The organism is Kitasatospora sp. NPDC059812, from assembly GCF_042732075.1.
Classification (GTDB): domain Bacteria; phylum Actinomycetota; class Actinomycetes; order Streptomycetales; family Streptomycetaceae; genus Kitasatospora.
In genome coordinates, this window is record NZ_JBHWIO010000029.1 from 59,126 (window position 1) to 73,937 (window position 14,812).

General features: G+C 72.5%; 11 protein-coding genes. 8 read left to right on the top strand and 3 right to left on the bottom strand.

Annotated features, from left to right (window positions below):
* Positions 1-128 precede the first annotated feature (128 nt).
* The 3 genes from ACFV6D_RS17050 to ACFV6D_RS17060 all read right to left on the bottom strand — a co-directional run bounded on the left by ACFV6D_RS17050 (position 129) and on the right by ACFV6D_RS17060 (position 5,613).
* Positions 129-2,933 (bottom strand): penicillin acylase family protein, encoded by a 2,805-nt coding sequence (locus tag ACFV6D_RS17050; RefSeq protein ID WP_063346376.1) that lies wholly within the window; start codon positions 2,931-2,933, stop codon positions 129-131.
* A 142-nt stretch (positions 2,934-3,075) separates the two neighbouring features.
* Positions 3,076-3,954 carry an N-acetylglucosamine kinase gene (locus ACFV6D_RS17055; RefSeq protein ID WP_063346375.1) on the bottom strand — a complete coding sequence of 293 codons (879 nt, stop codon included), beginning with the start codon at positions 3,952-3,954 and terminating at the stop codon, positions 3,076-3,078.
* Between the two features lie 144 nt (positions 3,955-4,098).
* Positions 4,099-5,613: an FAD-dependent monooxygenase gene (locus ACFV6D_RS17060; RefSeq protein ID WP_063346374.1), complete on the bottom strand. Its 1,515-nt coding sequence runs from the start codon at positions 5,611-5,613 to the stop codon at positions 4,099-4,101.
* A 55-nt stretch (positions 5,614-5,668) separates the two neighbouring features.
* On the opposite strand from ACFV6D_RS17060, the gene ACFV6D_RS17065 reads away from it, so the two are divergent.
* The 8 genes from ACFV6D_RS17065 to ACFV6D_RS17100 all read left to right on the top strand — a co-directional run bounded on the left by ACFV6D_RS17065 (position 5,669) and on the right by ACFV6D_RS17100 (position 14,790).
* On the top strand, positions 5,669-6,307 hold the full coding sequence (locus tag ACFV6D_RS17065) for a TetR/AcrR family transcriptional regulator C-terminal domain-containing protein (RefSeq protein WP_063346373.1): 639 nt from the start codon (positions 5,669-5,671) through the stop codon (positions 6,305-6,307).
* An 851-nt stretch (positions 6,308-7,158) separates the two neighbouring features.
* A complete protein-coding gene (gene amrS, locus ACFV6D_RS17070; protein WP_063346372.1) occupies positions 7,159-8,595 on the top strand; it encodes an AmmeMemoRadiSam system radical SAM enzyme in 1,437 nt (478 codons plus the stop codon).
* Between the two features lie 35 nt (positions 8,596-8,630).
* Positions 8,631-10,136 carry a radical SAM/SPASM domain-containing protein gene (locus ACFV6D_RS17075; protein ID WP_063346371.1) on the top strand — a complete coding sequence of 502 codons (1,506 nt, stop codon included), beginning with the start codon at positions 8,631-8,633 and terminating at the stop codon, positions 10,134-10,136.
* A gap of 65 nt (positions 10,137-10,201) precedes the next feature.
* Positions 10,202-11,500 (top strand): coproporphyrinogen-III oxidase family protein, encoded by a 1,299-nt coding sequence (locus ACFV6D_RS17080; RefSeq protein ID WP_063346370.1) that lies wholly within the window; start codon positions 10,202-10,204, stop codon positions 11,498-11,500.
* Between the two features lie 156 nt (positions 11,501-11,656).
* Positions 11,657-12,289 carry a LysE/ArgO family amino acid transporter gene (locus ACFV6D_RS17085; protein WP_063346369.1) on the top strand — a complete coding sequence of 211 codons (633 nt, stop codon included), beginning with the start codon at positions 11,657-11,659 and terminating at the stop codon, positions 12,287-12,289.
* Positions 12,290-12,471: 182 nt separating this feature from the next.
* Positions 12,472-13,152: a YitT family protein gene (locus ACFV6D_RS17090; RefSeq protein ID WP_208869047.1), complete on the top strand. Its 681-nt coding sequence runs from the start codon at positions 12,472-12,474 to the stop codon at positions 13,150-13,152.
* A gap of 155 nt (positions 13,153-13,307) precedes the next feature.
* Positions 13,308-13,544, top strand: a complete 237-nt coding sequence (locus ACFV6D_RS17095; RefSeq protein ID WP_063346368.1) for a hypothetical protein — start codon at positions 13,308-13,310, stop codon at positions 13,542-13,544.
* Between the two features lie 58 nt (positions 13,545-13,602).
* Positions 13,603-14,790: a flotillin family protein gene (locus ACFV6D_RS17100; protein WP_063346367.1), complete on the top strand. Its 1,188-nt coding sequence runs from the start codon at positions 13,603-13,605 to the stop codon at positions 14,788-14,790.
* The last annotated feature ends 22 nt before the right edge of the window (positions 14,791-14,812 follow it).

A 14,812-nucleotide genomic window follows, 5' to 3' on the forward strand; every position in this document is an offset into this window, starting at 1 on the left:
CCTCGGCGGCGGTGCCGCCCCGGTCGCCCCGGACCACGCTAGGTGCTGCGCCCCGTCCCCGCCCGTCGGGCCCGGGCCGCTGTCTTCCACGCGGGTGCCCCGCCCGGGTGGAAGACAGCGGCATGGGTTCAGCGGTGGCTCGGGAACTGCACCACCTGCTGGTAGGTCGGACGGTTCTGCCAGGTGGTCTTGTCGTCCGTGACACCGCCGAGCGGGCGCTGGATGATCGTGTCGGCGCACCACTGGTCGCCGGCGGAGCAGTCCGCGTCGCCCGGGTAGACCTGGGCCGGGGTCTGGGCGGCCGCCCGCTTCAGGGTGTCCAGCAGCACGCCCCGGCAGGCCGCCAGATCGCCCCCGCCGCAGTACGGGCGGGCCAGCGGGCCGGCCACCTGGTCGCCCAGGACGGACCGCAGGTCCTTGTCCAGGTAGCTCCACCAGCCGTACTGGAAGGCCGAACCCTTGTGCGGGATCGCCTCGTTGGCACTCACGGGGCCGCCGCTGCCGGGACCGGTCTGGCCGCCGGAGGGCGACTCGTTGATCTGCAGGGCGCCGGTCAGGGCCGCGAACAGCTGGTCCCCGAGGCCGGGCCGCATGACGCCCTCCGCGACCAGCGGCCACCAGGCGTCCAGGACGCGGATCGCGGCGGCGTCCGCGTAGCCGTGGCTGCCCGGAGATGTCTCCTTCCGCTGGGCGCCGCCGGCCAGCCAGGCCTCCAGCTGCTGGAGCGCGGTGGCGGCGGCCGGATCGGTGACGGGGGCGCTGCGCAGCACCCGGATCAGGTCCGGCAGGACGTCCTCGGCGCGCAGGTCGGCCAGGGCGGCGCCGGCCATGGCCTGGGTGAGCGAGACCCGGCTCGCCTTGCCACCGTTGCGCAGCAGCGTCTTGACCCGGTCGTCGAGCAGGTTGCCGCGGTGCACCGAGCCGTTGCCGAACCCGGCCGAGGTGAAGCCGTCGGCCTGCTTGTTGTTCCAGGAGATGTAGTAGTCCTGGTTGACGGACTGCGGGTGCTCGGCCGCCGGGGTGTACCGGGCGGTGTTGGTCGCGGGGTCGAAGTCGGCCCACTCGTAGGCCGGTTCGGCGCGCAGCGGCAGGCCGGCGTCGACCCCGGGGGCGCGTACGGGGTTGCTGCCGGAGTTGTAGTACGCGATGTCGCGGGAGTCGGCGTAGAACCAGTTGAAGGTGTAGTTGATGTCCTGCGCGGCCTGCTGGAAGCCCGCCGCGTCGTGCACCGCGCCGGGGTCGTTGAGCTCCTGGAAGCCGATGATGGAGTCCGCCTCGTGCCGGTAGGTGGAGCGCAGCGAGGTGAAGGCCACGGGGGCGCCGCCGACCGTGCCGCGGGCGGTCACCAGGCCGTACCTGCTGCGGTACATCACCAGGGTGTAGGAGCCGGCGGCGGTGGAGTCGGCGGTGGTCGGGTTCCAGGTGTTCTTGCGTTCCAGCCGGTCGAAGGGGACGCACTGGCCGTGCCAGAGGTAGGAGTTGGCGGCGGTGGTGGCCGGGGAGCCGTCGGTGGTGCAGAGCGGGACGGCGTAGGTGTCGGTGATGTCCTGCCCGGCGGAGGTGGCGCTCCAGGCGTAGTCCTGGCCGCGGCCGAGCTGCACGTAGAAGCTCAGGCCGGCGAAGGCCGCGCCGCGTGCGCTGATGCCGGGGCCCTGGATCTCCTCCAGCATCAGCAGCTGCGGGGCGAAGTAGCCGGTCTGCGGGCCGAACACGGCGACCGGGTGGCCGTCGTCGGTGTGGGCGCCGGAGACCAGCAGCGCGTTGGACATGCCGTGCTTGGCGGTGAGCAGGTTGCCGGGCAGCACGCCCGGGGCGGCGGTCCTCGCGGCGCCGGCGCCCGTGCCGGTGGCGTCGTAGATCATCCGCTCGGGCACCACCGAGCCGGGGTCGGGCAGCGCCTCGCCCTGCGGGGCGTCGGGGACCGGGGCGTAGGGGAAGCGCTGGCCGTCGTGCAGGGTCTGGACGGCCTCCGGGTCGTCGGCCTCGCGCAGCGACTTCCAGACCGCGTCCCCGGCGTCCTTGCCGTAGCGGGCCTCGGCGGCCGACTTGACCTGGGCGGAGGCGAGTTCACCGCCGCCGCCGGAGCCGAACAGGGCGCCGACCACGGAGGCCAGGGCGACCAGGTCGGTCAGCTTGAACGGCTCGATCGACCCGGCGTTGGTGATCGGGTCGATGTGCCCGGTCAGGTCGTACTCGCCGGGGAAGGTGCGGGCGTTGTAGGACTCCTTGGCGTACTGGTTGATGCCGTCGAGGTAGGCGTTCGCGTCGGTGAGGGCCTGGGCGGCCCGGCCGCCGCGGGCCGACAGGGCGTCGATCTGCTGCTGCAGTTCCGCCTCGGTGTACGGCGCGGCCTGCCAGAAGTTCTGCTCCAGCTGGCGGTTGGCGGCGGCGCCGCCGGCGAAGCCGGACAGCTGGCCGCGGCCCACGTGCCGGAACAGGTCCATCACCCACAGCCGGTCCTGGGCGGCGGCGTAGCCCGCGCCGTACTCGGTGCCGTAGCGGGTGGTGCCGGTGATGTGCGGGACGCCGGTGGCCTTGTCGCGGACGATGGTGACGTCGGCGCGCGGGCTGATGGTGCTGGCCACCTGGTCGGCGGGGACGCCGAAGGAGGCGTCGTTGAAGAAGTCGCGCAGCTTGGCCTCGGTCAGGCCCGGGTAGCCGGAGGCGAGGGCGGCGTACGGGCCGAGCTGGTCGTCGGTGTGGGCGGGGCGGCTGCCGAACATCCGGTTGAGCAGGATCTCGGCGAGCGTGGCGTTGCCGTTCTCGCCGGGCGGCAGGATGTCCCGGCAGTGGCCGCCGCAGTAGTCGGCCGCGGTGGCGGTCGGGGCGGCGGGGGCGGCGGCGGTGGGGGTGGTGGTCAGGGCGGCGGTGACGAGCAGGGCCGACGCTGCGGCGGCGGCCGGGAAGCGCAGGGGGTGGGGGCGTAGGCGCAAGGGGAGCTCCTCCGTCGAAGCCACGGGAGCTCGACGGTAGGGGCGTTACTGACCGGTTGGCTAGTGGCGTGCATGCCATTTCCGGTGGGGTGCAGTGGAGTTGGTGATCCGTCGGGACCGTCTACCGCTTACGGCCTACCGCCTACCGCCCGGCGGCGAGGCGGGTGGCGAGGTGGGCGGCGGCGGTGGCGGCGTCGGTGCGGGGGAGGCGGGGGTGGAGGTCGGCGAGGAGGTGGTGGAGGCGCTCGCGGATCGGACCGGGGGCGGTGGCCACCGAGCCGGTGAGGACCAGCGGTTCGGCGGGGGCGGCGGTGGCGCGGACGAGGCCGGCCAGGTGGTCGGCGGCGGTGTCGGCGATGGCGCGGGCGGCCGGGTCTCCCTGCGCGGCGAGCCGGGAGACCAGCGGGGCGAGGGTGGCGAGCCGGCGGGGCGGGCCGGCGTAGGCCCAGTGGAGCAGGGCTTCGGGGGAGTCGGCGGCGCAGCGGGCGCGGACGGCGGTGCCGAGCGGGCCGGCCGGGTCGGCGTGGGCGTGGCGCAGGGCCTCGCGGCCGAGCCAGAAGCCGCCGCCCTCGTCGCCGAGCAGCCAGCCGAGCCCGCCGCCGCGCGCGAGCGTGCGGGCACCGGCGAGCCGGACGCAGATCGCGCCGGTGCCCGCGATCAGGACGGTGCCGTGGCCGTCGGTGACGCCGCCGGAGGCCAGGGCCGGGACGGTGTCGGGGACGAGCCGCACCGGGTGGCGGAGGCCGAGGGCGGCCCGGCAGCGCTCGGCGAACGCGTCCGGGTCCGGTAGGGAGCGGTACCCGGCGAGGCCGATCAGGCAGGCGGCGATCCGGCCCGGGCCGCGCCCGTCGAGGGCGGCCGTGACCGCCGCCGCCAGCCGGTCGAGCGCCGGCTCCGGGCCCTCTCCGGCGGGGTTGGCGCCGGGGCTCTCGCCGCGGCCCCGGACGGCGCCCGCGGCGTCCAGGAGGACGGCGCGGGTGTGGCTGCCGCCGGCGTCGACGCCGAGGTGGAGGGTGGTCATCGGGCGCCTCCGGTGCGGGTTCGGCGGGTGGCCGGTGTGGTGGTGAGCGGTATCAGGTCGGCGGGGCGGGCGCCGCGGACCTGCGCGAGCGGCTGCCGCCGGCCCTCGGGGCTCCGGAGGGGGCGCCCGTGGGCCGACCGGTCCTCAGCGTAGAGGGACCGCGGCGGAAGGGTGGGCGGTCGTCGCCGTGACGGCCGTGTGGGCGGCCTTGACCAGTGCGGGGAGGTGCTGTTCCTCGGTGAGCCAGGCCAGGTGCCCGTCGGGCCGGACCAGGGCGGCGGTGACACCGCGCCAGGCGGGCCGTGACGTGCCGAGCGGCGCGCTGTGCACGGTGACGCCCGGGCTGGTGGCGTGGGCGAGGGCGGCGAACTCGGCGCCGGCCCGGCCGGTGAGGTCGAGCAGGACGTGGCGGCCTCCTCGCATCAGCGTGAACAGGCCGTTGCCGTCCGCGGGCCCGGCGAGCCTCAGGTCCGGCGCCCGGGAGCCGGTCAGCGGGTGCGCCCCGCTGCCGGGGTCGGCCGGGTAGGCGGTCGCGAGGCCGGCCGCGCGACCGGCCAGTTCGTCCGAGAACTCGTCGACGCCGGTGATGAGTTCGGCGAGCAGACCGCGCAGGGCCAGCGTCGTCGGCGAGTGGTCGGTCATCAGCCCGGACTGGGCGTGGGTGGAGCGCAGCAGCTCCACGCCGACCGGGTGGCGCTCGGCGTGGTAGCTGTCGAGCAGGCCGTAGGGGGCGGCGCCGGTGATGGTGCGGGCGAGCTTCCAGCCGAGGTTGGCGGCGTCCTGCATGCCGACGTTGAGTCCGGGCCCGCCGGCCGGGAAGTGCGAGTGCGCGGCGTCGCCCGCCACCAGGACCCGCCCGTGCCGGTACCGGTCGGCCTGGCGGGAGGCGTTGCCGAAGGTGGAGATCCAGCCGGCCTCGCGCATCCCGAAGTCCGTCCCGGTGATCCCGCGGACCTTGGCGCGCAGCTGCTCGAAGGTCAGCGGGCCGGGCTTGGTGTGGACGGTCGCCGTGTCGTTGCCGACCACCCGGTGCACCCCGCTGGGCAGCGGGAAGACCATCACGGTGCCCTGCTCGTTGGAGACGGAGCGCCAGCGCGGCGGTGCGTCGAGCACGGCGTCCGCCATCCAGGCCCAGGCGGTGGCCGGGGTGCCGGGGAAGCCGATGCCCGCCGCCTCGCGCACGGTGCTGCGGGTGCCGTCGCAGCCGACCAGGTAGGCGGTGCGCAGCCGGTAGGGGCCGTCCGGGCCGTGGACGTGGATGGTGACCGCGTCGTCGCCCTGGTCCAGCCCGGTGACGCGGTGTCCGCGCAGCAGCCGGGCGCCGGTCGAGCGGAGGTGTTCGGCCAGCAGCTCCTCGGTGCGCACCTGGGGGAGCGCGAGCGTGAACGGGTACGGCGTGTCCAGCCGGCTGAAGTCCAGCCGGGGCGGCAGGGCGGCGAAGTGCCCGCCGGGGATGCGGACGCCCTCGGCGAGGAAGGGCTCCACCAGGCCGCGGGAGGCCAGCAGTTCCAGGGTGCGCGGGTGCACGGTGGTGGCCCGCGAGTGCGGGTCGGGTTCGGCGCGGCTCTCCAGCACGGTGACCTCGATGCCCTGCAGCCGGAGTTCGGCGGCGAGCCAGAGCCCGACCGGGCCCCCGCCGGCGATGACGACCTGTTCCATGACTCATCCCTCTCTTGGTCAGTGACCAATGACTTGGCTCCAGTAGACTAGGTCAGTGACCAAGAAGCAAGCCCCGGATGCCCCCCGGACCCGACTCGACGCCGACACGGTGGTCCGCGCCGCCCTCGACCTGCTGGACGACAAGGGCGCCGCCGCCGTCTCCGTGCGCGGCGTCGCCGAACGGCTCGGCGTCCGGATGAACACCGTGCTCTGGCACGCCAAGACCAAGGGCCGCCTGCTGGAACTCATGGCGGACGCGATCGTCGGCGAGATCCCGCTCGACGACCTGCCCGCGCCCTGGCACGAGCGGGCCCGCGAACTCGCCCACCGCTACCGCCGGTGCCTGCTGGCCCACCGCGACGGCGCGGTCATCGTCGCCGGCACCTATGCCGCCGAGCCCGGCACCCTGCGCTTCGCCGACGCGATGATCGCCGCGCTCCTCGACGGCGGCCTGGACGAGCGCCGCGCGTCCTGGGTGTTCTGGACCATCCAGTACCTGACCCTCGGCCTGACCCAGGAGGAGCAGGCCCTGGCCGCCCAGGGCGGCGTGCACACCCTCGGCCCGGCCCTCGCCGCCGGCGACTACCCGGCGCTCGCCCGGGTCGTCCCGCACATGGAGGACGCCGCCTTCACCGAGCGCTTCGATTTCGGCCTCTCCCGGATCCTCTCCCCGTCCGGCCCCACCGCCCCCTGAATTCCCAACAGCCGCCCCCTCGTTGCCCCGGCCGCTCCACACGCCCCCCCTCGGGACCGCCTTTACCGGTGCTCGGCGAGCGGCGGGTGGGGCGGCCGATCGGCTCTGTGACAGCAGGTATTCCGCCGACCGGCGGCGATTTTCGGCCCTCCTCCCACATCGGGCGATCCCGGCCGCGCCGCCCCGCCGGATCGGCCCCCGCCGTTCCCCGGCCCGGGAACCCGCTGGGCAGGCGCGAGATCACCGTTTGTGAGGCTTGCCTAACCTGCGCCCCGCTGCGACCGGAGGGCGCTGTCCGCTTCGAGGTGTTGGCCGGATCGGGCGGCACGCGGACTTCTTGACAGGCGGGAGCCCATACGCCGAAGCTCATCGCAGTTGGCGAATTTCTCACCGAACTCCCGCTCCGCTTCGGCCTCTTCGCGAGGCGTTTTTCTCAGCAGTGGCTTCGTCATGAGGGAAAGTGAGATCCGCTTGACGTTCGTGACCGCGGAAACCCGCGCGGAACCGGCCCGCCCGGTGAAAGCGAGAAACCGGGACAGTGGGGTTCCGGACCACGGGCGGATGTACGGGCGGATGTACGGGCGGGCCGATGTCGAATTCCGCACTGCAGTGCGGGAATTCGGGTTGCCCGACCGCGCCGCCCCGGCGCGCCCCGTCCCGGCGTGCCCCGCGCACGTGACCGCACCTCCTCCGGCGACGGCCTGATCCGGAGGGCCCGCCCGGTGCGGACGACCGCGCCGGGCCGTCCGGGATCTACCCGTCCGGCCCCGATCCGTCCGGCCCCGACCCGTCGCCGCCGCACCACCGCCTCCGTACCACCGTGTCCGTACCACCGCACGGAAGGAACAGCCATGTCGCAGAACACCTGGGACAAGGAACCGCGCCCCGCCAGGCTGGAGGAACGCCTGGACGACGGCGTGGTCCGATGTCATCTCAGCCCCCGGAACTGCCGGATCCGCCCCGGCCAGCACGGATTCTGCATGGTCCGGGCCAACCGGGACGGCCGCCTGGTGACCCTGAACTACGGGCGCTCGGTCCACGCCACCGAGGAGACCATCGAGACCGAGGCGGTGTTCCACTACGCGCCCGGCGCCCGGATCCTCTCGATGGGGAACGTCGGCTGCATGCTCAACTGCGACTACTGCCACAACTGGAAGACGTCGCAGGCGCGCCACGTGGAGGACAAGGACGTCTACCACTACACGCCCGAGGAGGTCGTGGACATCGCCGTCCGGCACGGCGTGAAGGTGATCTCCTGGACCTACAACGACCCGGTGGTGTGGCACGAGTTCGTCGTGGAGACGGCCGCCCTCGCCAAGGCGGCGGGAATCGTCAACCTCTACAAGTCCGCGTTCTTCATCAGCGGCGAGGCGATCGAGGAACTGATCCCGGTGATCGACATCTTCTCGGTGTCGATCAAGTCCCTGGACCCGAAGTACTACCGGAAGATCACCAAGGGCTGGCTGGAACCGGTCCTGGAGGGCACCGAGCAGGTGTTCCGGGCCGGGAAGCACGTCGAGGTCTCCACGCTGATGGTCACCGACCTCAGCGACGACGAGGCGACCGCCCGGGACATGGCGAGGTTCGTCGGCGAGCGGCTCAGTCCCGACGTGCCCACGCACTTCGTGCGCTTCCACCCGGACTACAAGATGACCAACACCATCCGCACCCCCGTCGACCGGCTGGAACGGGCCCGCAAGGTCGCCATGGACATGGGGCTCAACCACGTCTACCTGGGGAACGTGTACGACACGGAGTCGACCAACACCTGGTGCCACCGGTGCGGGCAGCTCCAGATCACCCGCTACGGCCTGAACGCCGACCTGGTCGGCCTGGACGCGGCCGGCGCCTGCATCGGCTGCGGCGCCCGCTCGCCGATCGTCCTGCTGCCCGACGCCCGCCCGCGCGCCCGGGTGCCGGAACTCCCCGCCGCCGAGGGCCTGGACCTGGCCCGCTTCGACTGGCACGGCGACGTCCGCGCCCTGCACGTCCAGGTGCGCAACACCTCCGCCGCGCCGGTGCGGGCCTACCACCGCCGCTACGGGGACCCGGCCGCCGACCAGGGCTGGCAGGTCATCGACCTGGCCCCGCAGGAGAGCTTCCGGTACATCGCGGCCAAGAGCACGGCGGGCGAGGTCGGCGTCCAGGTGGCCGTACCGCCGCAGTGCACCTCCAGCCTCCACCAGGTCTTCGACCGCGCGCACTTCCCGACCGTGGAGGCCTCCGCCGGAACGCTGAACGAGGACGTCTCGCCGCTGCCGCTCTTCCAGCCCCGCGCCAGGTCATGACCGGGCCCGCGAGCACGACGGAGCAGGCGGGTCCGATGCGGCACGGGACCGACTACCGCGTCCTGCCGTTCAGCGACGACCTGTCGGCCGTCCTCATCACCGGGAGCCACCGGCTGCTGCTCGCCCCGGCGGACACCGCCGAGCGGCTGGCCTCCGGCGTCGACCACCTGCGGCTGGACGAGCGGCGGGCGTGGGAGCGGCTGCAGGCCGGCGCCGCCACCGGCCGGGAGGCCAACCGCATCCGGCTCCGGGAGAGCGCGCTCTCCGACGGCGCCGACTTCGCGGTCAACGTCAACCTGACGAACGTGTGCAACCTCGCCTGCACGTATTGCTTCGCCGAGGGCGGGGACTACGGCCGGATCACCGAGGCGATGGGCGAGCACTCGATCGCCTGGATCTTCGACTTCATCCACCGCTACGCCGCGCCCGGGCAGCGGGTCCGCTTCGAGTTCTTCGGCGGGGAGCCGCTGGCGAACTTCACGGTGATCCGCAAGATCTGCGAACGCGCCCGCGACCTCACCGGGCGCTCGGGCACCGAGTTCGTCCACCGGATCTCGACCAACCTCACCCTGATGCCCCAGGGTGTCGAGGAGTTGTTCCGCGACCACCGGTTCATCGTCTCGGTCTCGATCGACGGCGGCCGCGAGGTCCAGGACGCCAACCGCCCGTCCAAGAACGGGAAGGGCTCCTACGACCGGATCATCCGCAACCTGTTCCGGCTGCGCGAGGCGTGCGGCGACGACGTCACCCTGGTGGCCCGGATGACCATCGCGACGGCGCAGCCCAGCCTCACCGAGAGCGTGCTCGACCTGTGGGGGCTCGACCTCTTCGACTACTTCCAGATCTATCCGGGCGTCTACCCGGTGGAGCAGGGCACGACGGTGCCGATCGCCCTCACGCTGGGGGACCGGAAGCTGTCCGAGCCGAAGGGCATCCAGTACATCAACCACTTCCTCCAGCCCGGCATCGTGGAGCAGTTCAAGGACTTCCTGGTCCACTACCCGCGGCTGTTCGCCCCCGACAACCGGTTCAAGGGCGTGCTGGAGTACGAGCGGGCCGTGCAGATGGTCACCGAGGGCGCGGCGGCGCTGGCGTTCTGCTCGGGCGGCCGGACGTACTACACGCACTCCCCGGACGGCAGCGTCAGCCCCTGCCACCGCCTGGTCGGTGACCAGGGCTTCGACGTGGGCACCGGGGCCGAGGGCCTCACCCGGGAGCACCCCGAGTGGCGGCGCACCGTCGACGAGCACCGGGTGTGCGGGTCCTGCTGGGCCCGCTACCTGTGCGGCGGGGGCTGCCGGCAGGAGAACCACGTGGCCTCGGGCGACGTGAACGTCCTCAACACCGAGTCCTGCCAGTACCAGTTGATGCTCGCGGAGGAGGTCGTCAAGATGCTGGCCCGCTCCGCCGCCGACTACCGCGAGCGGTCGCGGGAGCGCTACGACGACCTCTTCGTCTCGTGCGGGCGCCCGGTGGTCCCCAACGACCGGCCGGCCCTCGACGCGGCCGCCGACGTCCGCCCGTTCCAGGTCCTCTGCTGACGGCCTCCGCCCCCGGACCCGTCCACCACCACGCCAGGCCGGCCCCGACGAAGGAGCGACCGCAGATGGCCGAGAAGATCATCCGACGGAACATCCACACGTACCCGTTCAAATACCGGCACCACGAGTACGACGAGTACTTCCGCCCCGAGAACGCGGTGCTCTACCTGCACGTCCCGTTCTGCATCACCAAGTGCGGATTCTGCGACTACACCGTCTACATCAACCGGAACGAGCAGCACTTCGCCCAGTACGTCGACGCGCTCGAACGCGAGATCCGCGCCTTCGCCGCCAATCGGGCCTTCCCCGCGTTCCGGGTCGACGCGGTGTATTTCGGCGGCGGTACGCCGGGCATCCTCACCGGCGACCAGACGGCCCGGCTGCTGGACGCCTGCCGGGAATCGTTCGAATTCAACGAGGGCGCGGAGATCGGCCTGGAATTCGACCCCTCGACGGTCGACGAGGCCAAGATCGCGCGGATGCGGGAGGCCGGGTTCACCCGGCTCAGTGTCGGCGTCCAGGCCTTCGACGACCGGCTGCTGGAGATCTGCAACCGCTCGCACGACCTGGCCACCGCCGAACGCGCCTTCCGCACCGTCGTCGACGGCGGGTTCACGCACACCAACATCGACCTGATCTTTCCGCTGCCCGACCAGTCCGTGGACGACTGGAAGCGCAGCGTCGACCGGGCCATCGAACTCGAACCGGCCTGCATCACGGCCTACGGCCTGGAGATCTGGCCCAAGACGGCGTTCCACTCGCTCATCACGTCCGGGAAGATGGCGCTCCCCTCGGCGCAGGACGAGCGCCGGATGTACGAGTACGCCATCGACGCGCTGGAGGCGGCGGGCTTCGCCCGGCGCAGCTCGACGGGGTACTACCACCCCGACCGCTGCGCCGACTACTCGCGCTTCCTGGAGTACTACTGGCGGACCTGGCCGATGATCGGATTCGGCGTCTCGTCGAAGAGCGTGATCCACGACCGGCTGTTCGTCAACGTCAAGCCGCTCAAGAAGTACTACGAGATGGTCGGAAGTGGTCAAATTCCGCTGGATTTCGCCACGTACCTCACCAAGGAACAGGAAATGCGCCGCGTCATGATCCGCGGCCTCAAGATGTGCGAGGTCAACCGGCCGGACTTCCACGACCGGTTCGGCGTCACCATGGAGGCCGTCTTCGGGGCGGAGATCGAGCAGCTCATCGACAAGGGCTGGCTGGAGGAACGGGGCACGGACGTGTATGCGCTGACCAGGCTCGGTCAGTTGTTGTCGACCAATGTGTACGAGCTGTTCTACGCGCCGGAAGATCTCAGTCCCGCCGAAGGGGATGAGGTACGGTTCGGCATATCGGAGCTCGTCGAGTGACCTGATCGGCGGGTGTTGTGACGAGGGGCAGAGCGAATTGTCGCGCACGTGCTCGCACCAGGCCTTCCGCCGGGCCTTGAGCCGGGACCTGAGCCGGGACTTTCACCGGGACTTTCATCGGACCGGAATGATCGCGGTGACCTGCGGGGGACTGCGGTGAACATCCTCCCCGCGTGGTTCGCCGGGCTCAGCCTCGGCTTCCTGGTCGCCCTGCCCCTCGGCCCCATCGGCCTGCTGTGCGTGCGCAGCGTCCTGCGCGACGGCTTCCCGACCGGCTGGGCGATCGGCCTGGGCGCGGCCCTGGTGGACATCGCCTACGCCGGCCTGGGCCTCGCCGGGGTCGGCAGGCTGCTGGACGTCCCCGCGCTGCGGACGGCCCTGGGGCTGGCCGGGGCCGCCGTGCTGGTGTACATCGGCGCGCGCTCGCTGCGCTCCGCCTTCCGGGTCCAGGCGGCCACCGACGACGAGCGGAACCCCGAAGTGGTCCGCCCGCTGGCGGCGTTCCGCACGGCGCTGGCGGCCACCGCCTCCAACCCGGCGACGATCGGCTACTGGGCCGCCGCCTTCGCCGCGGCCACGGCGGCGAACGTCACCGGGACGCTGCCCGCCTCGGTGTCCATGCTGGTCGGCGTCGGCTGCGGCACGCTCCTGTGGTTCACCCTGCTGAGTACGGGCGTCGTGGTGTTCCGCCGGCGCTTCAGCGCCCGGCTGCTGAAGGGCGTCGACCTGGTCGCCGGGATCGGGGTCATCCTCTTCGGCGGCTTCCTGGCCTACCAGTCGCTCGCCTGAACCGGCCGCGGTGACGGCGTCGGGCGGCGGCTGACCGAGGCCCTGCGTCGAACTCCCAGCTGTGTGACGGGAGTTCGGTGGCGGGGCCCCGGCTTCCGAACAGCCCGGTGTCCGCGCCGCTGCCCGCCTCCGCGCCTCTGGGGGCGGCAACGGGCCGGACGCCCGTCCCCCTGGAGGAACCCATGGCGTCGCACCGTCCCCCTGGCGTCGATCCGAACGGAAAACCTTGGCGGCTGGGCGAGTTACTGCCCAGGGCGCTGGTGTACCTGGCCGGCTGCGTGGTCTTCTCGACCGGTGCCCACTTCTTCATCCAGTCCGATCTGGGCACCGACCCGCTCGACGTCTTCTCGCTGGGCGTGCTCAAGCACCTGCCGCTCACCATCGGCCTGTGCCAGGCGGCCGTCGCGGTGGTGTGCATCGGGGCGTGGGCGGCGTGGAACCGCAAACGCCCGGTGGTCTCGCCCTTCGTGACCTTCTTCCTGTGCGGCAGCCTGATCGACCTCTTCCAATGGCTGCGGCCGGCGGCCTGGTTGGGGCTGAGCAGCTACCCGCTGATGCTGCTCGGCGCGCTGCTGTGCGCCTACGCCTCGGCGCTGATCATCATGAGCGGCTTCGGCATCCGGGCCATCGACCTGCTGGCGATCACCATCCGGCACCGCTGGACCTGGCCGTTCTGGTGCGCGAAGGGGCTGATCGAAGGAGTGCTGCTGCTCTGCGGCTGGCTGCTGGGGGGCCCGGTGGGCATCGGTACGGTGGCCTTCCTGGTCTTCGTGGACCTGCTCATCGAGCCCTTCGTCCGGTTCAACCGGCGCTTCCTCGACATCCCGGACCACGGCTTCGCGGTCGCCCTGGCCGTGCCCTGACCGGTGCCGGTCCGGCCGGCCCTGGTGGTCGCCGGCGACGGCCGGTGGCGGGGCGGTTGCCGGAGTACCGTGGAAGGGGTCGAGACACCGCCGCCGTCGGCGGTTGCCGCAGGTGTCCTCGACCCGGTGGTGCGACGTGGGGACCGGAGGCGCCGGTGGCGCGAGAGAGCACGCCCGCGGTCGACGACTCCCGGCAGAGCCCGGTCGGAGCCGTCGGCAAGGTGACGGTGCCCATTCCGGCGGGCGGCCCGGGCGAGGTCCTGGTCGCCCTCCGGGGTGGTTCGGAGGTGTTCGCGGCCTGGTGCTCGGAGCCGGTCGGCCGGGACGTCCGGGTGGTCGTGGTGGACGCGATCTCGGCCCGCTCGGTGATCGTCGAGCTGTTGCCGCCCTAAGTAGAGCTGTTGCCGCCCTCATCGCGGTTTCGGATCCCAGCTGGTCAGGTGGTCGGTCATGTTCTTCTGGCACGTTCCCGCACCCAACGAGGCGATGCTCATCTCCGGGTCCAAGCACCAGGCGCAGGACACCCAGTTCCGCATCGTCACCGGGCACGGCAGCCTCGTCCTGCCGGTCAAGCAGAAGGTCCGCATGCTCTCCCTGGCCCTGCGGGAGGCGGAGATCGCCGAGGACTGCGTGACCCAGCAGGGGATCCGGCTCACCGTGCGCGCGGTCTGCGTGTTCAAGGTCGGCGACGACGCCGTGTCGATCGCCAACGCGGCCCGCCGCTTCCTCTCGGAACAGGACCAGATGGAGGAGCTCGTCGGCCGGATCTTCGCCGGCCACCTGCGCTCGATCATCGGCGGGCTGACCGTCGAGCAGATCATCCGGGAGCGCAGCCGGGTCGCCCAGGAGGTGATGGCGGGCAGCCACGGCGAGATGGAGAAGCTCGGCATCGTGGTCGACGCGCTGCAGATCCAGGAGATCGAGGACTCGACCGGGTACATCGACAACCTGGCCGCGCCGCACGTGGCGGCGGTCGCCAGTCAGGCCCGGATCGCCCAGGCCAAGGCGGACCAGGAGGCCGCCGAGCGGGAGCAGCAGGCGGCCGCGCTGAAGGCCGAGTACGAGCGCGACACCGCGATCAAACGGGCCGGGTTCCTCGCCGAGACCGAGCAGTCCAGGGCCCGGGCCGCCCAGGCCGGGCCGCTCGCCGAGGCCCGGGCCTCCCAGGACGTCATCGAGGAGCAGACCGCGCTCGCCCAGCGCCGGGCCGCGCTGGCCGCCCAGCAACTGGAGGCCGACGTGCGGCGCCCGGCGGACGCCGAGGCCTACCGGCAGCGGACGCTGGCCGAGGCCGCCCGCGACCGGGTGAAGTTCGAGGCGGACGGCAGCGCCTACAGCGAGCGGGCGCTCGCCCAGGCGCAGGCGGACGCCAACACCGCCCGGGCCGACTCCCTGCGCGGCGGCAACCAGGAGCTCATCGCGGCCAACCGGATCGTGGAGAACCTGCCGGCCCTCGCCGACGCGGCGGCCCGGGGCATGTCCGGAGCCGAGCTCACCGTCCTCAACGGCAGCGACGGGGTCAACCAGATGGCGGCGGGCATCGTCAGCCAGGGCCTCGCCATCCTGCACTCGCTCCAGCACTCGACCGGCCCGTTCGGCGACGGCAAGTCCAAGCCCCGCTTCCCGGAACGGACTTGAGGCACCCGGGGGCCCGCGGGCC

Coding starts and splice junctions, on each gene's coding strand:
- ACFV6D_RS17055 (WP_063346375.1), bottom strand. CDS start 3,954: ATGACCACCCTCCACCTCGGCGTCGACGCCGGCGGCAGCCACACCCGC.
- ACFV6D_RS17060 (WP_063346374.1), bottom strand. CDS start 5,613: ATGGAACAGGTCGTCATCGCCGGCGGGGGCCCGGTCGGGCTCTGGCTC.
- amrS (WP_063346372.1), top strand. CDS start 7,159: ATGTCGCAGAACACCTGGGACAAGGAACCGCGCCCCGCCAGGCTGGAG.
- ACFV6D_RS17075 (WP_063346371.1), top strand. CDS start 8,631: ATGCGGCACGGGACCGACTACCGCGTCCTGCCGTTCAGCGACGACCTG.
- ACFV6D_RS17080 (WP_063346370.1), top strand. CDS start 10,202: ATGGCCGAGAAGATCATCCGACGGAACATCCACACGTACCCGTTCAAA.
- ACFV6D_RS17090 (WP_208869047.1), top strand. CDS start 12,472: ATGGCGTCGCACCGTCCCCCTGGCGTCGATCCGAACGGAAAACCTTGG.
- ACFV6D_RS17100 (WP_063346367.1), top strand. CDS start 13,603: ATGTTCTTCTGGCACGTTCCCGCACCCAACGAGGCGATGCTCATCTCC.